21 protein-coding genes are annotated in these 21,828 nt (G+C 67.1%); 5 read left to right on the top strand and 16 right to left on the bottom strand.

What is annotated here, in order from left to right; all coding sequences use genetic code 11:
- Window positions 1–74: 74 nt before the first annotated feature.
- The 8 genes from N7607_RS07405 to N7607_RS07370 form a co-directional block, all read right to left on the bottom strand.
- Window positions 75–1,112 carry a proline racemase family protein gene (locus N7607_RS07405; RefSeq protein WP_279869252.1) on the bottom strand — a complete coding sequence of 346 codons (1,038 nt, stop codon included), beginning with the start codon at window positions 1,110–1,112 and terminating at the stop codon, window positions 75–77.
- A gap of 69 nt (window positions 1,113–1,181) precedes the next feature.
- Window positions 1,182–1,904 (bottom strand): amino acid ABC transporter ATP-binding protein, encoded by a 723-nt coding sequence (locus N7607_RS07400; protein WP_279869250.1) that lies wholly within the window; start codon window positions 1,902–1,904, stop codon window positions 1,182–1,184.
- Window positions 1,897–2,547 carry an amino acid ABC transporter permease gene (locus tag N7607_RS07395; protein WP_279869249.1) on the bottom strand — a complete coding sequence of 217 codons (651 nt, stop codon included), beginning with the start codon at window positions 2,545–2,547 and terminating at the stop codon, window positions 1,897–1,899. Before N7607_RS07395 ends, N7607_RS07400 begins: the two co-directional genes overlap by 8 nt.
- A gap of 13 nt (window positions 2,548–2,560) precedes the next feature.
- Complete coding sequence (locus N7607_RS07390; protein ID WP_279869248.1) at window positions 2,561–3,226, bottom strand: amino acid ABC transporter permease; 666 nt, start codon at window positions 3,224–3,226, stop codon at window positions 2,561–2,563.
- A gap of 3 nt (window positions 3,227–3,229) precedes the next feature.
- Window positions 3,230–4,996, bottom strand: a complete 1,767-nt coding sequence (locus N7607_RS07385; RefSeq protein WP_279869246.1) for an aconitase family protein — start codon at window positions 4,994–4,996, stop codon at window positions 3,230–3,232.
- Window positions 4,997–5,021: 25 nt separating this feature from the next.
- Window positions 5,022–5,840 carry a transporter substrate-binding domain-containing protein gene (locus N7607_RS07380; RefSeq protein WP_279869245.1) on the bottom strand — a complete coding sequence of 273 codons (819 nt, stop codon included), beginning with the start codon at window positions 5,838–5,840 and terminating at the stop codon, window positions 5,022–5,024.
- 302 nt (window positions 5,841–6,142) lie between these two features.
- Window positions 6,143–6,895 (bottom strand): AraC family transcriptional regulator, encoded by a 753-nt coding sequence (locus N7607_RS07375; RefSeq protein WP_279869243.1) that lies wholly within the window; start codon window positions 6,893–6,895, stop codon window positions 6,143–6,145.
- A gap of 91 nt (window positions 6,896–6,986) precedes the next feature.
- Window positions 6,987–9,173 (bottom strand): M14 family zinc carboxypeptidase, encoded by a 2,187-nt coding sequence (locus N7607_RS07370; protein WP_279869242.1) that lies wholly within the window; start codon window positions 9,171–9,173, stop codon window positions 6,987–6,989.
- 271 nt (window positions 9,174–9,444) lie between these two features.
- On the opposite strand from N7607_RS07370, the gene N7607_RS07365 reads away from it, so the two are divergent.
- Entirely contained in the window at window positions 9,445–9,888 is a 444-nt protein-coding gene (locus N7607_RS07365; RefSeq protein WP_279869241.1) for a hypothetical protein, read from the top strand.
- Here the strand turns inward: N7607_RS07365 and N7607_RS07360 are convergent.
- From N7607_RS07360 to N7607_RS07335, 6 genes are all read right to left on the bottom strand, one after another.
- A complete protein-coding gene (locus N7607_RS07360; RefSeq protein WP_279869239.1) occupies window positions 9,873–11,129 on the bottom strand; it encodes an FAD/NAD(P)-binding oxidoreductase in 1,257 nt (418 codons plus the stop codon). The genes N7607_RS07365 and N7607_RS07360 overlap by 16 nt on opposite strands.
- Window positions 11,126–11,362, bottom strand: a complete 237-nt coding sequence (locus N7607_RS07355; RefSeq protein ID WP_279869237.1) for a (2Fe-2S)-binding protein — start codon at window positions 11,360–11,362, stop codon at window positions 11,126–11,128. The genes N7607_RS07360 and N7607_RS07355 overlap by 4 nt, the downstream gene beginning before the upstream one ends.
- The gene (locus N7607_RS07350; protein ID WP_279869236.1) at window positions 11,355–12,464 is read right to left on the bottom strand and encodes an FAD-dependent oxidoreductase; all 1,110 of its coding nucleotides are present in this window, start codon (window positions 12,462–12,464) and stop codon (window positions 11,355–11,357) included. The genes N7607_RS07355 and N7607_RS07350 overlap by 8 nt, the downstream gene beginning before the upstream one ends.
- A complete protein-coding gene (locus tag N7607_RS07345; RefSeq protein ID WP_279869235.1) occupies window positions 12,461–13,396 on the bottom strand; it encodes a 4-hydroxyproline epimerase in 936 nt (311 codons plus the stop codon). Before N7607_RS07345 ends, N7607_RS07350 begins: the two co-directional genes overlap by 4 nt.
- Window positions 13,397–13,496: 100 nt before the next feature.
- Entirely contained in the window at window positions 13,497–14,168 is a 672-nt protein-coding gene (locus N7607_RS07340; protein WP_137974516.1) for a GntR family transcriptional regulator, read from the bottom strand.
- A gap of 62 nt (window positions 14,169–14,230) precedes the next feature.
- Window positions 14,231–15,172, bottom strand: coding sequence for a LysR family transcriptional regulator (locus tag N7607_RS07335; protein ID WP_279869233.1), 942 nt, complete (start codon window positions 15,170–15,172; stop codon window positions 14,231–14,233).
- 189 nt (window positions 15,173–15,361) lie between these two features.
- On the opposite strand from N7607_RS07335, the gene N7607_RS07330 reads away from it, so the two are divergent.
- Together N7607_RS07330 and oadA are read left to right on the top strand one after the other, a co-directional pair.
- The gene (locus tag N7607_RS07330; RefSeq protein ID WP_279869231.1) at window positions 15,362–16,777 is read left to right on the top strand and encodes an acetyl-CoA carboxylase biotin carboxylase subunit; all 1,416 of its coding nucleotides are present in this window, start codon (window positions 15,362–15,364) and stop codon (window positions 16,775–16,777) included.
- A 16-nt stretch (window positions 16,778–16,793) separates the two neighbouring features.
- Entirely contained in the window at window positions 16,794–18,605 is a 1,812-nt protein-coding gene (gene oadA / locus N7607_RS07325; protein WP_279869230.1) for a sodium-extruding oxaloacetate decarboxylase subunit alpha, read from the top strand.
- Window positions 18,606–18,665: 60 nt separating this feature from the next.
- Here the strand turns inward: oadA and N7607_RS07320 are convergent, their stop codons facing one another.
- Together N7607_RS07320 and N7607_RS07315 are read right to left on the bottom strand one after the other, a co-directional pair.
- Window positions 18,666–19,061 carry a hypothetical protein gene (locus tag N7607_RS07320; RefSeq protein WP_279869229.1) on the bottom strand — a complete coding sequence of 132 codons (396 nt, stop codon included), beginning with the start codon at window positions 19,059–19,061 and terminating at the stop codon, window positions 18,666–18,668.
- Between the two features lie 148 nt (window positions 19,062–19,209).
- Window positions 19,210–19,425: a DUF1127 domain-containing protein gene (locus tag N7607_RS07315; RefSeq protein WP_279869228.1), complete on the bottom strand. Its 216-nt coding sequence runs from the start codon at window positions 19,423–19,425 to the stop codon at window positions 19,210–19,212.
- A gap of 390 nt (window positions 19,426–19,815) precedes the next feature.
- On the opposite strand from N7607_RS07315, the gene N7607_RS07310 reads away from it, so the two are divergent.
- Window positions 19,816–20,853 carry a low specificity L-threonine aldolase gene (locus N7607_RS07310; protein ID WP_279869226.1) on the top strand — a complete coding sequence of 346 codons (1,038 nt, stop codon included), beginning with the start codon at window positions 19,816–19,818 and terminating at the stop codon, window positions 20,851–20,853.
- A 103-nt stretch (window positions 20,854–20,956) separates the two neighbouring features.
- The gene (locus tag N7607_RS07305; RefSeq protein WP_279869224.1) at window positions 20,957–21,781 is read left to right on the top strand and encodes an HDOD domain-containing protein; all 825 of its coding nucleotides are present in this window, start codon (window positions 20,957–20,959) and stop codon (window positions 21,779–21,781) included.
- Window positions 21,782–21,828: the final 47 nt, after the last annotated feature.

Below are 21,828 nucleotides of genomic sequence, written 5' to 3'. Positions count from 1 at the left end.
TTTCCATCGGGTTGGGCCGGTGCCCGGTTCAGTGCGCCGGCGAGGCGGCGGTTTTCAACTCTTCAAAACGGGTGTTACAGCTGCAGCTCGACCGGCCAGGTATCGGATAGCCGATAGCCCTGCGGCCAGGGGTCGCTCGGGTCGAGCAGGTGCTGGTGGGTGCCGGTGATCCAGGCCCGGCCGGACAGGCAGGGATAGATGGCCGCGCGCCCGGCGACTTCGGTCAGCGAGTCGATGCGGCAGTGGAATTCGGAGCCGATGATCGAGCGGCCGACGAAGCGTTCGCCGGCCTGCATCTGGCCCTTGGCGTGCAGCACGGCCATGCGCGCCGAGCAGCCGGTGCCGCAGGGCGAGCGGTCGATCTTGCCGGGGCGGATCACCACCGCGTTGGCGGCGGTCAGCACGCCGTCGATGCGCTCCACCGGTGCGGCGATCTGGCAGAACGAGATGTGCGCCCAGTCCTTGTTCAGCGGATGGACGAAGCCGAGCTGCTCGTTGGCCGCGCGGGTGATCTTCAGGCCGGTGGCGACCAGGTCGGCGGCCTCGTCGGCGGTCAGCGAGAAGCCCAGGGCGCGCGCATCGGCGATGACGAAGCTGTCGCCGCCATAGGCGGTGTCGACCCTGAGGCTGCCGAGGCCGTCGACCTCGATCATGGCGTCCAGCCTGTCGGCGAAGGACGGCACGTTCTTCACTTCCACCCGCTGCACCTTGCCGCCTTCGCACTGGGCCACGGCCTCGATCAGACCACCCGGTGCTTCCAGCACCAGGCGGGTCTCCGGCTCGGTCATCGGCAGGATGCCGCTGTCGAGCAGCACGGTGGACACGCACAGCGAGTTGGAGCCGGACATGGGCGGCGTGTCGGCCGGCTCCATGATGATCCAGGCCATTTGCGCCCGCGGGTCCTTGGCCGGCACCAGCAGGTTGACGTGACGGAACACGCCGCCGCGCGGCTCGTTCAGCACGAAATTGCGCAGCTCCTCGTCGCGGGCGATCCAGCGCGACTGTTCCCACAGGGTGGCGCCCGGCGGCGGCGCGACGCCGCCGACGATGACGTCGCCAACCTCGCCCTCGGCGTGGCAGCTGACCACATGGATGACCTTGCTCGAACGCATGTGTTTCTCCTGTATCGCGAGGGGCCTGTAGTTCCCTCACCGCGGCCCTCTCCCAGGGGGAGAGGGGGCTTAGAGCACCGACTTCAGGAAGTCCGCGGTCTCCGGCTTCTGCGGGTTGCCGATGACCTGGTCGGGCGCGCCGATCTCGTGCACCAGACCGTTGCGGAAGAACGCCACGCGGTCGGACACGTCGCGGGCGAAGCGGATCTCGTGGGTGACCAGGATCATGGTCATGCCTTCCTCGGCGAGCAGGCGCATGGTGTCCAGCACCTCGCCCACCAGCTGCGGGTCGAGGGCGCTGGTGGCCTCGTCGAACAGCATGTAGTCCGGGCTCATGGCCAGGGCGCGGGCGATCGCCATGCGCTGTTGCTGGCCGCCGGAGAGCTTGCTGGGGAACACCTTGAGCTTGTCGCCCAGGCCAACGTGGGTGAGCTGCTTCACCGCCAGGGCCTCGGCCTCTTCCTTGCTTTTGCCGAGCACCTTGCGCGGCGCCAGCATCACGTTCTCCAGCACGGTCAGGTGGGGGAAGGCGTTCCACTGCTGGAACACGATGCCGATCTTCTGCCGCAGTTTGTTCAGGTCGGTGCCCGGTGCGTGCACCTCGGTTCCGTCGACGCGGATGCTGCCCTTCTGGATCGGCTCCAGGCCGTTGATGCACATCAGCAGGGTCGACTTGCCGGAGCCGGAGCCGCCGATGATCGACACCACCTCGCCCTTGTTCACCGTCAGGCTGACACCCTTGATGACTTCCAGGTCGCCGAAGGATTTGTAGACGTTGTCGATCTCAATCATTTTCCTGCCACCTTTTTTCCAGCCGGGCGCCCAGACGGGCCACCACCAGGCTCATGACGTAGTAGATGAGGCCGGCGATGCACAGCACCAGCAGCGGCTCCTGAATACGGGTAACGATGGTCTGCGAGGCGCGCAGCAACTCGACGATGCCGATCCACATGACCAGCGCGGTGTCCTTCATCACCGACAGCACCAGGTTGAGCCAGCCGGGGAATGCCACGCGGGTGGCGATCGGCAGCACGATGTGGCGCAGGTCCTGCCAGTAGCTCATGCCCAGCGAGCGCGAGGCGCGGCGCAGGTTCGGCGGCACGGCGAGCACGCCGCTGCGCACGATCTCGGTGCAGAACGAGGCGGCGTATACACCGAGCACGATGCAGCCGACGGCGAAGGCGCTGATGTCGAGGCCGGCGATGCTCTTCAGTGCGTTGAACAGGACGAACTGGATCAGCAGCGGCACGCTGCGGAACACGTCCAGCACCCAGGCCAGCGGCAGCGTGGCGCGGGGCAGGGTGGCGCGCAGCAGGCCGAACAGCACGCCGGCTAGGGTGCCGATCAGCATGGCGCCGACGGTCAGTTCCAGGGTGACCCAGGCGCCCTTGAGCAGGAACATCAGGTCGTTGGAGGTGAGACTGGTTTCGAACATGCGCAGTCCTCCCTCAGTAGCGGAACAGGCGCCAGGCCATCAGGCGTGCGACGAGCACGATGGTCTTGGCGATCAGGTAATAGAGCACCGCCGCGATGGCGAAGTACTCGAAGGTGCGGAAGGTCTTCACGTTGTAGTCCTGGGTCACGCCGGTCAGGTCGTTGTTCAACCCGACGATCACGCCCAGCGAGGTCATCAGCACGGCCCAGACCATCTGGTTGGACAGCGGGTAGAAGACGATGCGCAGCAGCTGCGGAATGATGATCATCCGGTAGGCCTGGAAGGCGCTCATGCCCAGCGAGCGCGCCGCACGCATCTGCGTGTCGGGCACCGCCTTGAGGCCGCCACGGAAGTTCTCCGCCAGGTAGCCGGCGTTGTTGAAGGTGATGCCGGCGAGCAGGGCGACCCACGAGCTGACATGCAGGCCGAAACTGCCGAGGCCGAAGTAGAGGATGTAGATCTGGAACAGCGACGGGGTGTTACGGGCGATGGACACCCAGGTGTTGGCGAAATGCCGGGGCACCGGGTGCTGCATCTGCCGCATCACCGTCAGCAGCAGGGCGATCAGCGTGCCTAGGAGCATCGACAGGGCTGCCGTCTCCAGGGTGACCCAGGCGCCTGCCAGCATGTCCGGCAAGGCCTTGAACGCCGAGCGCCAGTGGAAGGTGTAATCGAACATCGATCAGCGATTTCCTTGTGGGTGATGGCCCAGCCAGGCCGGGAGCTGTCCTTGGTTGTGCCCGGTGCAGGCGGCCTCGACGCAGGCGGCGAGGTTGCCGAAGTGCACGTGCCGGCCGACCAGGCCGGGGGCGTAGTGGGCGTACTTGCCCGAGTTGGTCATCAGGGTGCGGCTGCCCGGCGGTACGACCGGCTCGCCGAGCATGCACCAGCAGGTGTCGGTTACCAGGCGCGCACCGAATCTTTCCAGCGTCGCCACGTGCCCGGCCTGCACCGCCCGCTCGTGCACGGCGCGGCCGCAGGTCACCACCAGGGCGGTGTCCGGGTGCTTGCTACGACCGGCGCAGAGGTTGGCCAGGGCGGCCAGCTCGCTGCTGGAGAAGTGCGGGTTGCCCAGGGCCACCAGCTCGACGCGGGGCGACTCGGCGCTGTTGAGTTCCTGCCAGCTGGCCCGCAGGTCTGTGATGGTCACCCGCAGGTGCTTGGCCGGAGCCTTGCCGCCGAGGGCGCTGGCCACGTCCGGTGCTTCCGGGGTGATGCCGGCGATATGGAACATCGGTGCCGCCGAGGTGGTGGCGAAGGCGGCGCCGAAGGCCTTGAGCGCGTCGCTATCGGCGGCGCTGCGCTCCAGTCCGCAGAGCAGCGGGATATCGCTGCCGGCCAGCAGGCCGACGTGGTAGCCGAGTAGCGGCCAGAAGCTGTCGTCCGGTTGCTGCGGCGCTTCCACCTCGATCAGCAGGCTGGCGTGGCGGCCCTCGTCCAGGTGGCTGCCGCTGCGCGGCGCGCGGCCGGTGAGGGCGATGCAGATATCCAGGTAGTCCGGATACTTGAGGGTGCGGGCGCCGAGCACGCTGTTGGCGTAGACCACGGCGTTGGACTCGGCCCAGACGATCTGCTCGCCGGCCTTGGGTGCACTGTCCAGCAGGTACGGCGCGCAGGTGTAGCTGAGCGCCGCGCCCATGGCCATGTACACCTCGCCGAGGGCGCTGGCCGGCTCGCCGAACGCCGGGTCGATGCCCAGGGCCCGCCACTGGCGCTGGTCCACGGAGATCGAGTTGAGCGTGGTCGGCACGCAGACCTTGGCGTCCCAGTCCAGCAGCTGCTGGGCGAAGCGCAGGCAGGCCGGGCCGGTATAGATGCAACCATCGATATGCGCCTGGGTCACGTCGAGCAGTTCGCGGGCACCCTGCAGCTCGGCCATGCGCAGCACCAGCTGCATGGCCACCTGGGCGGCCTTGCCGTGCTCGCCGGCGAGAATCGCGCTATCGCGTTCGCTTAAGGTGAGCGAGCTCGGTTGCGCTGCGTCGTGGGCAATCGGCTCGGCGCGCCAGCCGTCGTCCGGGGCGCTGGCGAACAGCTGCAGGCGCGCGCCGTCGATGCGGGCGATGGCGCCGGTGTGGCGTTCCAGCTCGGCGAAGGCCGCCTGGCCGATGCACAGCACCGGCAGCTGGACGCCGAAGACATGCTCGGCGACCAGGGCGCCGAGGGTCAGAATCTCGTCGGGTTCGGCCAGCACCAGTGCCGCCGGTGCCGGACCGTTGAGGATCAGTTCCAGCAGGACGCTGCTGCCAGTGCAGGAGCCGCGTCCGCTGGGAATGGCCAGCACGCGCCCGGCCAGGGATTGCCCGCTCAGCGGATGGTGTCGGTCGATCACCTCGCCGCTGAACGGGTCGACGCCACCCCAGAAGCTCAGGCCCAGGTCGGCATACAGCAGAGGCCCCTGGCCCCTGCCGTTGACCAGACTGCGGCCGTCGATACTGGCTGCGGACATCGTCATCGCTCCCGGGCGCGCCTGATCAGTAGTACACGCCAGGCACGGTCAGGTTGGCCGGCTTGATCTCGTCGCCGACCCACTTCTTCCACAGCTCCTCGTAGCGACCGTTACGCACCTGCTGGTTGACGAACAGGTTGAGGTAGTTGAGCAGGCCGTACTCGCTGCGCTTGGCGGCCAGCGACACGTAGTCGACCACGTAGGGCGCATCGCCGGCGATTTTCAGGCCCTTGTACTTGCCGGACTTGAGGGTGGCGGCGGCCACGGTGTTGGTCACCACGGTGGCGTCGATATGGCCCTGGGCCACGGCGAGGATGGTGTCGTTCTGCGACTGGTAGGCGCGGAAGCTGCCTTCACCCCAGGCCTTCTGGTCTTTCTCCAGGGCGATGGCCTCGTAGGTGCCGCTGGTGTTGCCGAGCTTCTTGCCCTTGAGGTCGGCGTAGCTGTTCACGCCCGCATCATCGCGGGTCAGCACGACCATCTGGAAGGCGAAGTAGGGCACGGTCATGCCCACGGTCTTGGCGCGTTCCAGGGTGTCGGACGTGGAGGCGACGATGATGTCGGCTCGGCCGGAGACCAGCGCCGGGATGCGGTCGGGGAACGGCGTCTCGACCACTTCCGGCTCCACGCCGAGGACCTTGGCCAGGTCGGCGCAGTAATCCACGTCGAAGCCGGCCGGGTTGTTGTCGGCGTCACGGAAGCCCATGGGCGGGAAGTCCAGGGTCACGGCGCAGCGCAGTTTGCCGGACTCGATGATGTCGTCGAGCTTGTCGGCCTGGGCGGTCACGGCCAGGGAGGAGGTCAGAACGGTGCTGAGGGCAAGAGCGAGAGTCTTACGGTTCATGTGCAGCCTCGTGTGTCTGAAGGAATTGGCAGTCGGATCTGAGTATCTTGAATTTCGTATACGATATTTACTTTGCAAGGCCTATGCCGGATTGCCCCGTGGCAGATGCCGTGCATGGCCGAGCCCGCGCCGCGCCGGCCCGTTCGGGCAAGCGCAGCGGTGGCGGAAAGACTAGTCGGGCGTTTTCGTGACCGATCGGTGTTACATAAGGAAGCATGGTCGCGGAGGCGTGCCCGCAAACGGAACACGCCGGGTGGAAATGGGTTGCACCTGTCGCGCCCGGGCCGGCCGCGCAACCCTTATCAAGGGTTGCGGTGGGAGTCGCGGTACTGGCTGGGGGAGAGGCCGGTAAGGGCCTTGAACTGACGGCTGAAGGCGCTGTGGTCGGTGTAGCCGCAGCGCAGGGCGATCTCGGTGATTGGCAGTTCGCCGAGCAGCAGCTGCGAGGCCGCACCCAGGCGGGCCTTGTGGATCATTTGCCGCGGGGTGAGCTGGAAGATGCGTTTGCAGTGACGCTCCAGCTGCGCCACCGAGAGGCCGGCGATGGCGGTCAGCTCGGCCAGGCTGAGCGGCTGGGCATAGTGGCGGCGGATGTGTTCGTCCACCGCCGCCAGCTTCTGGTAGGCCGGGTGGGCGGCCTGGGCCGCCGGCAGATCGCAGGAGATGCCGGCCATGCCGATGATGCGACCCTCGGCGTTGCGCAGGGCCAGCTTGTGGGTCAGGCACCAGCCGGGCTGGCGACCGGGGTAGAGGTGCAGCTCCAGCTGGTCTTCGAGGCCGTTGCCGCTATCCAGCACCTGCAGGTCCTGGGCGGTGTACAGCGAGCCGAAGCGCGCGGGGAAGACTTCCTCGGCGGTGCTGCCCAGCAGTTCGTGCTTGCTGGCAAAGCCGCAGCGGGTGGCCAAAGTCTGGTTGACCAGCGCGTAGCGCGCCTGCGGGTCCTTGATGAAAAACACCACGCTGGGCATGGCATCCAGCAGCGGGGCGACGGCGCTCAGGCTGGCGAGCAGGGTGGGCAGATCGGCGGGGGTGGGTTGCGGCAGCAGGTCGAGCATGGGGATCGGGCACTGGCCTGGAAGGCGCCCATTCTGCGCAGCGGTAGGCGATGGGGACAAGCGGCCCGCCCGTAGGCGGGCCGCTCTCGCGTCATGGCAGACGGATGCTGTAGTCCTCCACTTCGCCGTAGTTGAAGGTGCCGCAGGGCACGGGAGCCGCGTTGTAGCGCATGGCGATGCGCAGGCGCGTCTTGCCGGCCGGGGCGCTGGCCGGGATGGTCAGGTTGCCGGTGGCCACCGTGCTCAGGGCGCGGCCCGAGCTGTACACCTCTTCACCGGCGTCGAGGAAGTCGCCGTCCTTGTTCAGATCGACCCAGGCCTTCCAGTACTCGGCGTAGGCGCGGCCGGAGAACTGCGGAGTCAGGCGCAGGCTGTTGGCGCCGCGCTGCAGGTCGATCACCTGGGCGGTGAAGTCGCTGTAGGTGCTGGCGGCGGAGCTGCGGCTGAAGGTGCCGACCTGGACCTGGCCGATCCACTCGGAAGCGGAGTTGCCGCTGGCGGCGCTGCAGTAGGTGGGTTGTGGCGTGCCTTCGCCGATCACCAGGAAGCTGGAGCTGACCGCACCCCAGCTGCCGCCGGCGTCACGGGCGCGTACATAGACCAGGTGCTTGCCGGTGGCCAGACCGGTGGTGTCCAGCGTGCCGGTCAGGTTCTCGGTCTTGGCGTTGAACGCGCCGTCCAGCGGTTGCAGGACGACGGGCGTGGCGCCGGCTTCCCAGGGCGCCTTGTCGATGTAGTACTCGGCGGCGGCAATGTTCTGCGTCGCCTCGGTGCCGTTGGCCGTGCTGAAGCGCAGGTCGCTGGTGCTGGCCGACAGCGTCACCGGCGTGCCGGCCGGCACTCCCGTGGTGGCCGCGCCGCCGCTCAGCACGACGCTGGCCACGTCCGGCCCGGCCGGGGTCACGTACGGCGTGCGCACCACCTTGGCGGCGTAGATCAGCGCCGGCAGGTTCTTCGGCTTCACCGTGTTCTGGTACACGGCGCAGGTCTGGAAGAACTGGGTGCCCAGCTCGAAGGTGTAGGCCGCCACGCCTAGTTCGCCATAGCTGATGCCGTCGCTGGTGCCGTCGGTGGGATACAGGCCGACCGACTGCTGCGGGGTGTAGCCGTTGAAGAAGGCGAACTTGCGGCCCAGGGTCTGCAGCGCCGTGCCGTTGGGCGCGGCCTGGCTGGTGTCGCCCCAGGGCCAGAGCACCAGCTCGCTGTAGCTGTGGATATCCAAGTGGATGCCGCTGGTGTTGCTAGGCGCCGCATCGCCGCGGTTGGGGCCGCGGCGGTCCGGCCAGATGCTCCGCGCGTAAGCTTCCAGGGCCTGCACTTCCGGCTCGGAGCCGGCGCTGGGGCCGCGATAGGTGTCGTTGCACTGGGCACCACTGGAGCCCTGGCCGTTGGTGCTGTTCCAGCCGAAAGTGAAGTTGCGGTTGAGGTCGGCGCCGCGCGTGTTGCTGTTCGGCCCGCAGTAGTTCTGGTTGGTGTTCTTGCGCCAGGACAGCCCGGTCTCGGCCTTCTTGCGCCCGTCCGGGTTGGTCTGCAGCAGCAGGTGCACTTCGTGGTGATCGAGGATCCAGGTGGCGTCCGGGTCCACCCCGTAGCCGTCCACCAGCCAGCGGGCGAAGGCCAGCACCAGCGGCGCGGTGGTGTACTCGCGGGCATGGATGGCGCTGTTGATCAGCAGCTTGGGCTTGTCGCCGGGCTTGTTCTGGTTAGTCAGCTTGAGCACGCCGATGTCGTAGCCGCCCAGGCCCTGGGTCTTCTCCCAAGACTGGCCGACGGTCAGCCACTGCGCCAGTTGCGGGTGCGTGCTGGCCATACCGGCGGCGGCCGCGTAGGTCTCTTCCACCGTCTCGTAGCAGGCATAGCCGGGGATGCTGGCGATGCCTGCATCGGCGGTCGCCGCGCTGGTGCTCAGGCTGCGCTGCTGCAGGCGTTGCTGGATCTTGCCGAGGATCTGGTTGCGCTTGGCGATGAAGTCGTCAGCCACCTGGAAGGTGAAGCCGAACGCGGCCAGCTTCTCCTGTTCTTCGGCAGTCAGCTCCATGATCAGGTAGCCCTGCTCATAGTGCGATTCGAGCAATTGACCGTGGAAGCTGATGGCGGCCTTGCGGGCGATATCCAGATTGGGGAAGAACGCCTTGTACACCTGGTTGGCGGCCTTCTCCTGTTCCAGCAGGAGGAAGTCTTCCTGGGCCTGGACCTCGGTGTTGGCCTGAGCGTTTTGCAGCATGCAAAGGGTGGCGATGCCCGCGCCGATGGCGAGCGTGAGGTTCCGCTTTATCATTCTTGCTGTTCCTGTCCATGTAGTAGGGGCGCCCGCTCGATAAGCGGGCACGGTTCCGATGGCGGTCTTGTGGACCGCAGCGGATACGGCGAACGCTCTGGTGCCGACTGCACGGGCTGGGATCCTTTCCTGGCGTGGCGTCGGGAGGTGGCCGGTCTGGCAGCAAGAGTCAAAGAAACCTAGAAGTCACTGGCGGGTCTGTCAATTTGTCGGATGATGGCCGCGTGATGCGTACAGATTCGCGGCAAATGGCCACTAAATGAGCGATTTCATGAGGCAATTCAGTGCACTGTTTGTAGCTCTGCCGCTGCTCGCCAGCCTGGGCTGCAGTGCCGGGCCGGCGTCGGGCGATGGTGCTGAAGCCAGGGAATGGGCACAGCTACGCCAGCAGCGCGGACATTTCGATGGAGCGGCCTGGAACAAGGATCTGGATGCCTGGCAGGGGCGCAAGCACCAGTTGATGCAGGGCCTGGCCGAACGCCTGATTGCGGAAAAACCGGACGAGGCAGGCGTGCGCGCGCTGATGGGCGAGCCCGATGGGCAAGTGACCGCTGATGGCGTCGAGTACGCCGACTGGCTGCGCCGCACCGATTGGCGCGGCGAGCCGGGCGAGAGGCTGTGGAGCTACCACTGGCGCGGCAACCACGACCAGCTGCTGGTGGCCTTCGACGGCGAGCAGGTCAGCGCCGTCGGCTGGCTCTACGCCTGGGAATGAGGCTCGCCACGCAATTCCAGCAAGGTCTCGATGCGCGCCGGACTGAACGGCGGGCGTGGCGCCGTCGGCTGCCAGCCGAACAGCGCCTGGGCGGCACCGCCGCAGACCCGCCCCTGGCAGGCGCCCATGCCGCAGCGGCTGGCCATCTTGGCCTGGCTCCAGCCGTGGTGATCGGCCACGGCAGATAGCGGCACGTCTTCGCAGCGGCATATCAGGGTGTCCGGCCTGGCCAAGCCCTTCACCTCGTCACGCAAGGCAAAGGCGGTATTCAATGCAGTGGCAAAGCCTTGCCAGTGCTGGCGCTGCGACCACAGGCGCTGCGCGGCGTCGCGCTCACCCACCGCGGCATGGCCGGCGATGGCGCCTTCCACCAGGGCCTTTTCGCTACCACCGAAACCGGTGCTCTCACCGGCGGCGTAGACGCTATCCAGGCTGGTGGTTTGCCAGGCATCGACGGCGATGGCGTTGTTGTCGATGCGGCAGCCCAACGCCTGGCCCAGCTGCAGATTGGGAATCAGGCCGAAGCCACAGGCCAGCCGTTCGCAGGCGACTTCGCGGATCTGTCCACCGACGCTCAGGCGCACCGCTTCCAGCTGGCCCTCGCCCAGCGCTTCGAGGACATGGCTGCCCGCCCGGTAGCCAGGATGGAACAGGCCGAACGATTGCAGCAGCTTGTGCGGCCAGCGCGGCAGTTGCGCGGCAAAGCCGGCCACGGCGGACCAGCTGGCCTGCTCGGCGATATGCAGCACCGTCGCGCCGTTGTCTTTCGCGGTGGCGGCGCTGGCCAGCAACAGCGGGCCACTGCCGGCGATGACGATGCGCTCGCCAGCCACCGGCATGCCGCCCTTGATCAGCGCCTGCAGGCCGCCGGCGCCGGTGACGCCAGGCAGGGTCCAGCCGGGGAAGGGCAGCAGCAGTTCGCGGGCGCCGGTGCAGAGGATCAGCCTGTCGTACTCGATCACGCGGCCCTGCTCGGGATCTTCCACCAGCAGCGCCTTGGGCCCGGCCAGGGCGACCACGCGGGTGGCCGGCAGCAGCTCTATGTTGGCCTGGGCTTCCAGGCGTTGGCGATGCTCGCGGGCCAGTGCGGGCAGGTGTGCCTGCGGGCCGTCGCGCCAGATCTGCCCGCCAGCGGCGGGGTTGTCGTCGAGCACGGCGATGCGCGCGCCACTCGGCGCGGCGGCCAGGGCCGCGGCCATGCCGGCGGGGCCGGCGCCGATGATGAGGATGTCCACCTTCATGGCCGGCTCTCCACCCGCATGCCGTCGCGGCACAGGGTCTGGCAGGCCAGGCGGCGCTGGCCGTCGATGGTCACCCGGCATTCCTGGCAGATGCCCATGCCGCACACCGGCGCGCGGCGCTGGCCGCTGACCGAGGTGCGGCTGGTGCCGTCACCGCCAAGCATCAGCGCGGCGGCCACTGTGGTACCGGGAGCCACCTGCAGCCGGCGGCCGTCGAGAATCAGTTCAGGCATGCGCGCGTACTCCGGGGAAGCGCTGCGGCAGATATGGTTCCGCAGCCAGTGGTGCGGTCTCGCCAAGTAGCTGGGCGACCAGCAGGTCGGCGCTGCCCGGGGCGGTGGTGACGCCCAGGCCCTCGTGGCCGACCGCCAGCCACAGGCCGGGGCGCTGTGGGTGCTCGCCGAGCAGCGGCAGGCCGTCCGGGCTGGCGGCGCGGAAGCCGGTCCAGGCGCGGATGCCGTTGAGCCGGGCCAGGCCCGGCATGTAGTCGACGGCGCGTTGCAGCATCTTCGCCAGCATCCACGGCTCGACTTCCGGATCGCTGGTGCCGAACTGCCGCGAGGCGCCGATGAACAGCTGGCCGGTCGGCCGCGGCTGGATATTGGCGGCGGTCGACGGGCCGGTGAGGTTGTGTGCGCTGGTCACGTAGCCGAGTTCCACCAGGGTATGGCTGATGCGCCCGGGGTAGCGGTCGGTGATCAGCAGGTGGCCCTTCTTCGGCTCGATCGGTAGTTCCGGGCATAGCTCGGTGACATGGGCGCCGCCGGCCAGGATCACCGCCTGGGCGCTGAGCCAGGCGCCGTCCGGCAGGCGGACGCGGTTACCGTCGATCTCCGTCACATGAGCCTGGCGCTGCTCGATCAGCGGGTGGTCGAGCAGCCAGCGCGCCGCGTTGGGCGCGTAGAGAATACCGTCGCCGATCACTCGCAGGCCGCCGTGCAGCCCTTCGCGCAGTTCCGGTTCGGCGTTGCGCAGGGCGTCGGCGCCGAGCAACTGGCAGTCCAGGCCATGCTCGCGCAGCACCTGGTACTTGGCCTCGGCCACCGCCATCTCCTCGGCGTTGGCGGCCAGCCACAGGGTGCCGTTCTGCCGGTAGGCGCAGTCGTCCGGCATATCGTGGGCCCAGTCGCGCCAGCGCTGCACCGAGTATTGGCTGAGCGCCAGCTCCGCCGGGTTGTCGTCGAGCACGATCAGGTGGCCCATGCCGGCGGCGGTGGCGGCGCGCAGGCCGGCATCCAGCACCAGCACGCGCTGGCTACGCCTGGCCAGCTCATGGGCGCAGGCGGCGCCGACTATGCCGGCGCCGATGACGATGACGTCGGCGCCATCGCTCACAGGCGAATGCCCCAGGCGAACGGGTCGTCCGCCTCGATCAGCAGGGTGGCCTCGGCGCTGATATGCGCGCGGCCGCGAATGGTGGGGATGATGCGACCACCATCGGTGTTCTCGTAGCTGCCCTCGAACTGGCTGCCGATCACGCTGGCCTGGCGCCACAGCTGGCCCGGCTGCAGCTTGCCGTCTGCCGCCAGGCACGCCAGCTTGGCGCTGGTGCCGGTGCCGCAGGGCGAGCGGTCGTAGGCCTTGCCAGGACAAAGCACGAAGTTGCGGCTGTCGGCCTCCGCGTCATCGGCGAACAGCTCGATATGGTCGATCAGGCCGCCGTCTTCGCCACGGATGCCCTGGTCTTCCAGGGCCTGCTGCACGGCCACGGAATAAGCGGTAAGGGCGTCGAGATTGTCGCCGGCCACGCGCAGGCCGTGATCGCTGATCAGGAAGAACCAGTTGCCGCCCCAGGCGATATCGCCCGCTACCTGGCCATGGCCCGGCACATCAACGGCGACCGCCTTGCGGTAGCGGTAGGCCGGCACGTTGCGCACGCTCACCGAGCGGTCGTCGTGCAGGGTCGCCTCGACGGTGCCGACCGGCGTCTCGATCTTGTGCACGCCGGGGCCGATGCGACCCAGGTGCGCCAGGGAGACCACCAGGCCGATGGTGCCGTGGCCGCACATGCCGAGGTAGCCGGTGTTGTTGAAGAAGATCACTCCGGCACAGGCGCTCGGGTCGACCGGCTCGCACAGCAGGGCGCCGACCAGCACGTCACTGCCGCGCGGCTCCAGCACGCTGGCGGCGCGCCACTGGTCGAAGCGCTCGCTCAGCAGTTGGCGGCGCTCGGCCATGCTGCCGGTGCCGAGATCGGGGAAGCCTTCGAGAACCAGGCGAGTCGGTTCGCCACCGGTGTGCGAGTCGAGTACACGGATACGTTGCATGCAGGCCCCTGCCGCTGAATGGTTTCGGCAAGGGTGCCGCCGGAACGAGGTCGGCGGCTTGAGCCATTTCCGTCGACGCTATGACGAAATCGGCACAGCCTCAGACGCGATTGGGCAGGTGCTCGTAGAGCGTCTGGCACACGCCGTTGATGTGCTCCTCGATCAGCCGGGCGGCGGTCTCGGCGTCGCCGGCGCGGCAGGCGGCGATGATTTCGCGGTGCTCGTGGTCGGCGCGGTCTTTGCCCTCGGACAGGCTCATCTGCATGCGCAGGTAGCGCTCCAGCTTGTCGTGGATCGAGCGGATCAGGTTGACCAGGAACGGCCGTTGCGCCGGCTCGTAGAGGCAGGCGTGCAGCTGCCAGTTGAGCTCGGCCCAGCGGCCGACGTCTTCCTCGCCAAGGAAGGCCTCGCAGATGCGTTCGGCGGCGGCGAAGGTGGCCTCGCTCATGTTCGGTACCGCCAGGCGGATCGCGCGCATTTCCAGCAGCACGCGCACTTCGAACATCTGCGCCATCTCCGGCTCGGAGATGCGCGTGACCACCGCGCCCTTGTTGCGCTGGAACAGCACAAGGCCCTCGGCCTCCAGGCGCTTGAGCGCCTCGCGCACGGGGATCTTGCTGACGTTGAACAGCTGGGCGATGTCGTCCTGGCGGATCGGCTCGTCCTCGGCGAAATGCCCGGAGATGATTGCGTCGCGCAGGTGCTTGGCGATGACCTCGGATGCGGCGGGCGCTATTCCCAGGTTGGGAGCATTGAAACGAGGTAGGGGCACGGCGCGTCACCGAGTCGGCTTATTGATGCGAATATCATATACGAAATCCCTAGATTGCCAGTTCAGCCTGCACGGCTGAAACGCTGCTCCAGCGCCGCGATCTGCGCGCGCTCGTTGCGAATGAAGTCGCGGAACGCCTGGGCCACCGGCGACAGGCGCTTGCCACGCACATGCACCACACACCAGCTGCGCTGCAGCGGCAGCTCTTCCACTGGCAGTTCACGCAGCAAGCCCTGGGCCAGTTCCAGGCGCACGGCATGCCGCGGCAACAGGGCCAGGCCGAGCCCGGCGATCACCGCTTCGGCCTGGGTCTCGCTGGAACCGACTTCGAGGGTTTGGGCGAAGTGGGCGCGCTTCTGGTGACAGTATTCCTCGCAGGCGCGACGAGTGCCCGAACCGATCTCACGGACCAGCAGCGGGAAGGCGGTCAGGTCGCCCAGGCGCAATTTTTCCCGCGAGCACAGCGGATGGCTCGGTGGCGCGACCGCGACGATGGGGTTGTTGAGGAAGGGGAAGAAATCCAGGGCCTGGTCGCCGGGCGGCTGCGACATGATCAGCAGGTCGTCGCGGCTCACCGACAGGCGCCGTACCGCCTGGCCGTGGTTGACCACCGCCAGTTGCAGGCTGACCTCCGGGTGCTGCTCGCGAAAGGCGGCGAACAGGTGCGGTACCAGGTACTTGGCGCTGGATTCCACGGCCAGATTGAGCTGGCCCTGCAGCGAGCCCTGCAGGTCGGAGAGCTGCATGTCCAGCGCCTCCAGGCGGCCGAACACGTCCTCGCTGGCGCGTAGCAGGGCCTCGGCGGCGGGCGTCAGGTAGAGCTTCTTGGCGATGTAGTCGAACAGCGGCTGGCCGACCAGCTCTTCCAGCTGGCGAATCTGCAGGCTCACGGCCGGCTGGGTCAGCGCCATTTCCTCGGCGGCGCGGCTGTAGGAGAGGCTTTCGCACACTGCACGGAAAATCTGCAGCTGGCGAAAAGTCATTCTCATCAACGACTTGCGCATCTATAGGGGCTCGCGAAAGGTCTTCATTGGCTCAACTATAATTCTTTGCTAATGGTCACCCCAACAATTATTGATTTTGGGTAATTCATCCACGGCGCTAGCTTAGAAGCAAGACCGCCGCGGGCTGTGCGGTCACCCGTCGACCGCCTTGCAACGGTCGTTTGCTCACGTGATCGAGGAACCAGGCTCGTGATCAAGAAGATCCTCATCGCCAACCGTGGCGAGATCGCCGTCCGCATCGTGCGTGCTTGCGCCGAGATGGGCATCCGCTCGGTGGCCGTGTATTCCGAGGCGGACCGCCAGGCACTGCACGTCAAGCGCGCCGACGAGGCCCACAGCATCGGCGACGACCCGCTGGCCGGCTACCTCAACCCGCGCAAGCTGGTGAACCTGGCCGTGGAGACCGGCTGCGATGCCCTCCACCCCGGCTATGGCTTCCTCTCGGAGAACGCCGAACTGGCGGATATCTGCGCCGAGCGCGGCATCAAATTTATCGGCCCCAGCGCCGAGGTCATCCGCCGCATGGGCGACAAGACCGAGGCGCGGCGCAGCATGATCGCCGCTGGCGTGCCCTGCACCCCGGGCACCGAGGGCAACGTCGCCGATATCCACGAAGCCCTGCGCGAGGGCGACCGCATCGGCTACCCGGTGATGCTCAAGGCCACCAACGGTGGTGGCGGTCGCGGTATTCGCCGCTGCAACAGCCGCGAGGAGCTGGAGCAGGCCTACCCGCGGGTGATTTCCGAGGCGAGCAAGGCCTTCGGCCGCGCCGAGGTGTTCCTGGAAAAATGCATCGTCAATCCGAAGCACATCGAGGCGCAGATTCTCGCCGACAGCTTCGGCAACACCGTGCACCTGTTCGAGCGCGACTGCTCGATCCAGCGCCGCAACCAGAAGCTGATCGAGATCGCCCCCAGCCCGCAGCTCACCCCCGAGCAGCGCGCCTATATCGGCGATCTGGCCGTGCGCGCCGCCCAGGCGGTGGGCTACGAGAACGCCGGCACCGTGGAGTTCCTGCTCGCCGAGGGCGAGGTGTACTTCATGGAGATGAACACCCGGGTGCAGGTGGAGCACACCATCACCGAGGAAATCACCGGCATCGACATCGTCCGCGAGCAGATCCGCATCGCCTCGGGGCTGGAGCTGTCGGTCAAGCAGGAAGACATCCAGTACCGCGGCTTCGCCCTGCAGTTCCGCATCAACGCCGAGGACCCGAAGAACAACTTCCTGCCCTCGTTCGGCAAGATCACCCGCTACTACGCCCCCGGCGGCCCCGGCGTGCGCACCGACACGGCGATCTACACCGGCTACACCATTCCGCCCTACTACGACTCCATGTGCCTGAAGCTGATCGTCTGGGCGCTGACCTGGGAAGAGGCGATGGACCGCGGCCTGCGCGCGCTGGACGACATGCGCGTGCAGGGCGTGCGCACCACCGCGGCCTATTACCAGGAAATCCTGCGCAACCCCGAGTTCCGCAGCGGCCAGTTCAACACCAGCTTCGTGGAAGCCCATCCGGAGCTGACCCAGTACTCGATCAAGCGCAATCCGTCGCACCTGGCCATCGCCATCGCCACCGCCATTGCCGCCCACGCCGGCCTGTAGGGGAAGGAATCAGAACATGAGCAAGAAAATTACCGTCACCGATACCATCCTGCGCGATGCCCACCAGTCGCTGATCGCCACCCGCATGCGCACCGAAGACATGCTGCCGATCTGCGACAAGCTCGATAAGGTCGGCTACTGGTCGCTGGAAGTCTGGGGCGGCGCCACCTTCGACGCCTGCGTGCGCTTCCTCAAGGAAGACCCGTGGGAGCGCCTGCGCAAGTTCAAGGCCGCGCTGCCCAACACCCGCCTGCAGATGCTCCTGCGCGGGCAGAACCTGCTCGGCTACCGCCACTACAGCGACGACGTGGTGCGCGCCTTCGTGGCCAAGGCTGCAGTGAATGGCATCGACGTGTTCCGCATCTTCGACGCGATGAACGACGTGCGTAACCTGCGCGTGTCCATCGAGGCGGTGAAGGCCGCCGGCAAGCACGCCCAGGGCACCCTGAGCTACACCACCAGCCCGGTGCACACGGTGGCGGCCTACGTCACCCAGGCCAAGGCCATGCAGGCCATGGGCATCGACTCCATCGCGATCAAGGACATGGCCGGTCTGCTCACCCCGTTCGCCACCGCCGAGCTGGTCAAGGCGCTGAAGGCCGAGGTCGACCTGCCGGTATTCGTGCACAGCCACGACACCGCCGGCATGGGCTCGATGTGCCAGCTCAAGGCCATCGAGGCCGGCGCCGATCACATCGATACCGCCATTTCCAGCTTCGCCTGGGGCACCAGCCACCCGGGCACCGAGTCGATGGTCGCCGCCCTGCGCGGCAGCGAATACGACACCGGCCTGGACCTGGCGCTGATCCAGGAGATCGGCATGTACTTCCACGCCGTTCGCAAGAAGTACCACCAGTTCGAGAGCGAATTCACCGCCGTGGACACCCGCGTGCAGGTCAACCAGGTGCCGGGCGGCATGATGTCCAACCTGGCCAACCAGCTGAAGGAGCAGGGCGCGCTCAACCGCATCAACGAAGTGTTCGCCGAGATCCCGCGCGTGCGTGAAGACCTCGGCTTCCCGCCCCTGGTCACCCCGACCTCGCAGATCGTCGGCACCCAGGCGGTGTTCAACGTGCTGGCCGGCGAGCGCTACAAGACCATCACCAACGAGGTGAAGCTGTACCTGCAGGGCCGCTACGGCAAGGCGCCGGGCAAGGTCAACGAGGCGCTACGCAAGCAGGCCATCGGCAGCGAGGAAGTGATCGACGTGCGCCCGGCCGACCTGCTCAAGCCGGAGATGGCCAAGCTGCGCGAGGAGATCGGCAGCCTGGCCAAGTCCGAAGAGGACGTGCTGACCTTCGCCATGTTCCCGGACATCGGCCGCAAGTTCCTCGAGGAACGTGCCGCCGGCACCCTGACTCCGGAAGTGCTGCTGCCGATCCCCGAGGCTGGCGGCGTGGCGCCTGTCGGCGGTGGCGGCGTGCCGACCGAGTTCGTGGTCGACGTGCACGGCGAGAGCTACCGCGTGGACATCACCGGCGTGGGCGTGAAGGGCGACGGCAAGCGCCACTTCTACCTGTCCATCGACGGCATGCCGGAAGAGGTGGTGTTCGAGCCGCTCAACGACTTCGTCGCCGGCGGCGCGGGCAGCAGCAAGCGCAAGAGCGCCAGCGCGCCGGGCGATGTCAGCACCACCATGCCGGGCAACATCGTCGACGTGCTGGTCAAGGAAGGCGACACGGTCAAGGCCGGCCAGGCGGTGCTGATCACCGAGGCGATGAAGATGGAAACCGAAGTGCAGGCGCCGATCGCCGGCACCGTCAAGGCCATCCACGTGGCCAAGGGCGACCGGGTCAATCCGGGCGAAGTGCTGGTGGAGATCGCCTGACGGCGTAACGAGTAAGTCCCGTTGGGGGAGCCTCGGGCTCCCCTTTTTTATGGGCGCGACTCAGTTGTGCATGCGGTAGGCGCGCCGCAGGGTGATCAGGTCCTGCTTGGTGCAGGCCTGCGGTTCGGCGCCGGTCAGGTCGTAGCAGCGGTAGCGAAAGCCCATCGGCCAGTAGGCGATGGCCACCGGCGGCCAGAAGATCGAGGCCACGCGGAAGCGACTACGCAGCTTGCCGCTCTGGAGGGTGTTGGCCTGCGCGTCCTGCAGGCGATACGGCACGCCGCCAGCGGCGCCCCAGGAGAACGGGCGGGTCTTCACCAGGCCATAGTTGTTCTCGACCGGACGCTCGTTGATGACCAGGGTGCTGTTTTCCGGCAGTTTGAACCAGGCGGCAGCCGAGCAGCCGGTGAGGGCCAGAGTGGCCGCGAGCAGGGCGGCGGACTTGAGTGGAGACATCTCTACTTCCTTGTGCTTCTGGATGGCAGATTGCGCTACCGCGGCGGCGCGCACTATATCGGCTTGCCTGTGGCTTGGCGATGCCAGAACCACGGGCACAAAAAAGGGAAGCGCTCGGCTTCCCTTCGATACGACTTGCTGGTGCGACTCAACGCCAGAACGGCTTGCTCACTTCAACCGCGCGGTCGTAGGTGCTGATGCCGGCGTCGGAGAGCAGGCGCTCGTCCAGGCGGGCCAGCTCGCGACGGCTGGTGATGCGGCGCTGCCACAGCAGCAGGGTGCCCAGCACGCGCAGGGGCAGGTGGCCGCCGCTGGCCGGGGACTGTTGTTGGAACATGAGGTCGGAACTGAGTGTGCGTTCCATGGTGGTGCTTCCTTCCGCTGTCGAGCGGGGTTAGATGGTGTCCTACTGGAAGCATATTTTCCTGACTGTGCAGTCGATTTTGTAGGCACAGCTGGGCTAAATTGCGGGGCTATTAGTTAGGCGGCTTGGTAACTGTTCTGTTTCTATGGCGGCAACTGTACTGGTCATCCGTGGAAGATCGCGGAGAAAGGCGATACGCGTGATTTATCACTGACAAAGCCAGCCAGAACGGTACCTTTCTATAGGTACAGTTATTTTAGAATGCCGACAGACAGCTAATCTGTTATTGCCAGGAAATGCGCCCACAACGCCTGTTTCCGAGCCCCCAGCACAGGCTCCGAGTGCTGGGGCACCACCTAGAATAATCGGCGCTCCCACAAGGAATTCCTCATGACCGACCAGACCCAGCAATTCGCCAGCGACAACTATTCCGGCATCTGTCCGGAAGCCTGGAGCGCCATGGCCGAGGCCAATCGCGGCCACCAGCGCGCCTATGGCGAGGACGAATGGACGGCCCGCGCCTCCGACCAGTTCCGCCAGCTGTTCGAGACCGACTGCGAAGTGTTCTTCGCCTTCAACGGCACGGCGGCCAACTCCCTGGCTCTGTCCAGCCTGTGCCAGAGCTACCACAGCGTGATCTGCTCGGAGACTGCCCACGTCGAGACCGACGAATGCGGCGCGCCGGAATTCTTCTCCAACGGCTCCAAGCTGCTCACCGCGTGCACCGAGCAGGGCAAGCTGACCCCTGCCTCGATCCGCGAGGTGGCGCTCAAGCGCCAGGACATCCACTACCCGAAACCGCGGGTGGTGACCCTGACCCAGGCCACCGAGGTCGGCACCGTCTACCGGCCCGAGGAAGTCGCCGCCATCAGCCAGGTGTGCAAGGAGCTGAAGCTCAACCTGCACATGGACGGCGCGCGCTTCTCCAACGCGTGCGCCTCCCTCGGCTGCAGCCCGGCCGAGCTGACCTGGAAGGCCGGGGTCGACGTGCTGTGCTTCGGCGGCACCAAGAACGGCATGGCGGTGGGCGAGGCCATCCTGTTCTTCAACAAGGCCCTGGCCGAGGACTTCGACTACCGCTGCAAGCAGGCTGGCCAGCTGGCCTCGAAGATGCGCTTCCTCTCCGCGCCCTGGGTCGGCCTGCTGCAGGACGACGCCTGGCTGCGCTACGCCAACCACGCCAACCGCTGCGCGCGCCTGCTGGCCGAGCTGGTGGTCGATGTGCCGGGCGTCAGCCTGATGTTCCCGGTGGAGGCCAACGGTGTGTTCCTGCAGCTCTCCGAGCCGGCCATCGAACGCCTGACCGGCTGGGGCTGGCGCTTCTACACCTTCATCGGCGCCGGCGGCGCGCGCTTCATGTGTTCCTGGGATACCGAAGAGGCGCGGGTGCGCGAGCTGGCGGCGGACATTCGTCGGGCCATGGCCTGAAAAGAGGGCGCAGACGACGAAAGGCGGGGTCCTATCAGGTGGGGCTGACTAAGGTTTTCAGTCCCACCCACTCACTCTTCCGCTTCGCCGGAGACCCGCCTCTATGGAAATCAACAACCTCTTCGAACAGCTTCACAGCCTACCCAGCATTCCCAAGGTCGCCCAGGACCTGATCCAGCAGTTCGACAATCCCAACACCAACCTCGACGCGGTCGCGCGCAATATCAACCTCGACCCGGTGATCGCCGCCAAGGTCCTGCGCCTGGCCAACTCGGCACGCTTTCGCGGCGCCCGCGAGGCGCACAGCGTCGAGGACGCCGCCTCGCGACTGGGTTTCAACACCCTGCGCACGCTGGTGCTGGCCTCGGCGGTGACCGGCGCGTTCAAGACCGATTCCGGCTTCGACCTCAAGGGCTTTTGGCAGCACAGCTTCCAGGTGGCGAGCATCTGCCGCCTACTGGCCAAGACCCGTGGCGTGGCGATGGAGACGGCGTTCACCTGCGGCATGATGCACAACATCGGCGAGCTGCTGATCCAGACCGGTGCGCCGGAACTGGCCGCGCGCCTCAACCGTAGCGGCAAGACCGACGCCGCCGGGCGCGTGGCGCTGGAGACGCTGCAGCTGGGCTTCGGCTTCCCCGAGGTCGGCGCCGAACTGGCGCGCCGCTGGCAGCTGCCGGAGGTGATCCAGCAGGCCATCGCCCTGCAGGCCCGCCCGCACCAGGCCCCGGCGGACATGCCGCTGCCACGGCTGGTGGCTCAGGCGGTACTGATCGCCGAGGCGCTGCGCCTGCACAACGGCGACCTGGCCAAGACCCGCGAGGAACTGGACAGCCCGCTGTGCGAGGGCATCGACCTCGATGCGCTGTTCGACAAGCTGCCGGAGGTGCTGGAGGCTGACAAGGGCTTCAGCCAGCTGCTCGACTGAGCCCCCGGTGACGATCACCTGACGTGGCGCTGCGGCGTTGGAAGCCG

The sequence above is a fragment of the Pseudomonas sp. GD04019 genome, assembly GCF_029837695.1.
In the GTDB taxonomy this organism is placed as follows: domain Bacteria; phylum Pseudomonadota; class Gammaproteobacteria; order Pseudomonadales; family Pseudomonadaceae; genus Aquipseudomonas.
Note: the sequence above shows the minus strand (reverse complement) of the source record. Positions and strands in the feature narration are given on the sequence as shown.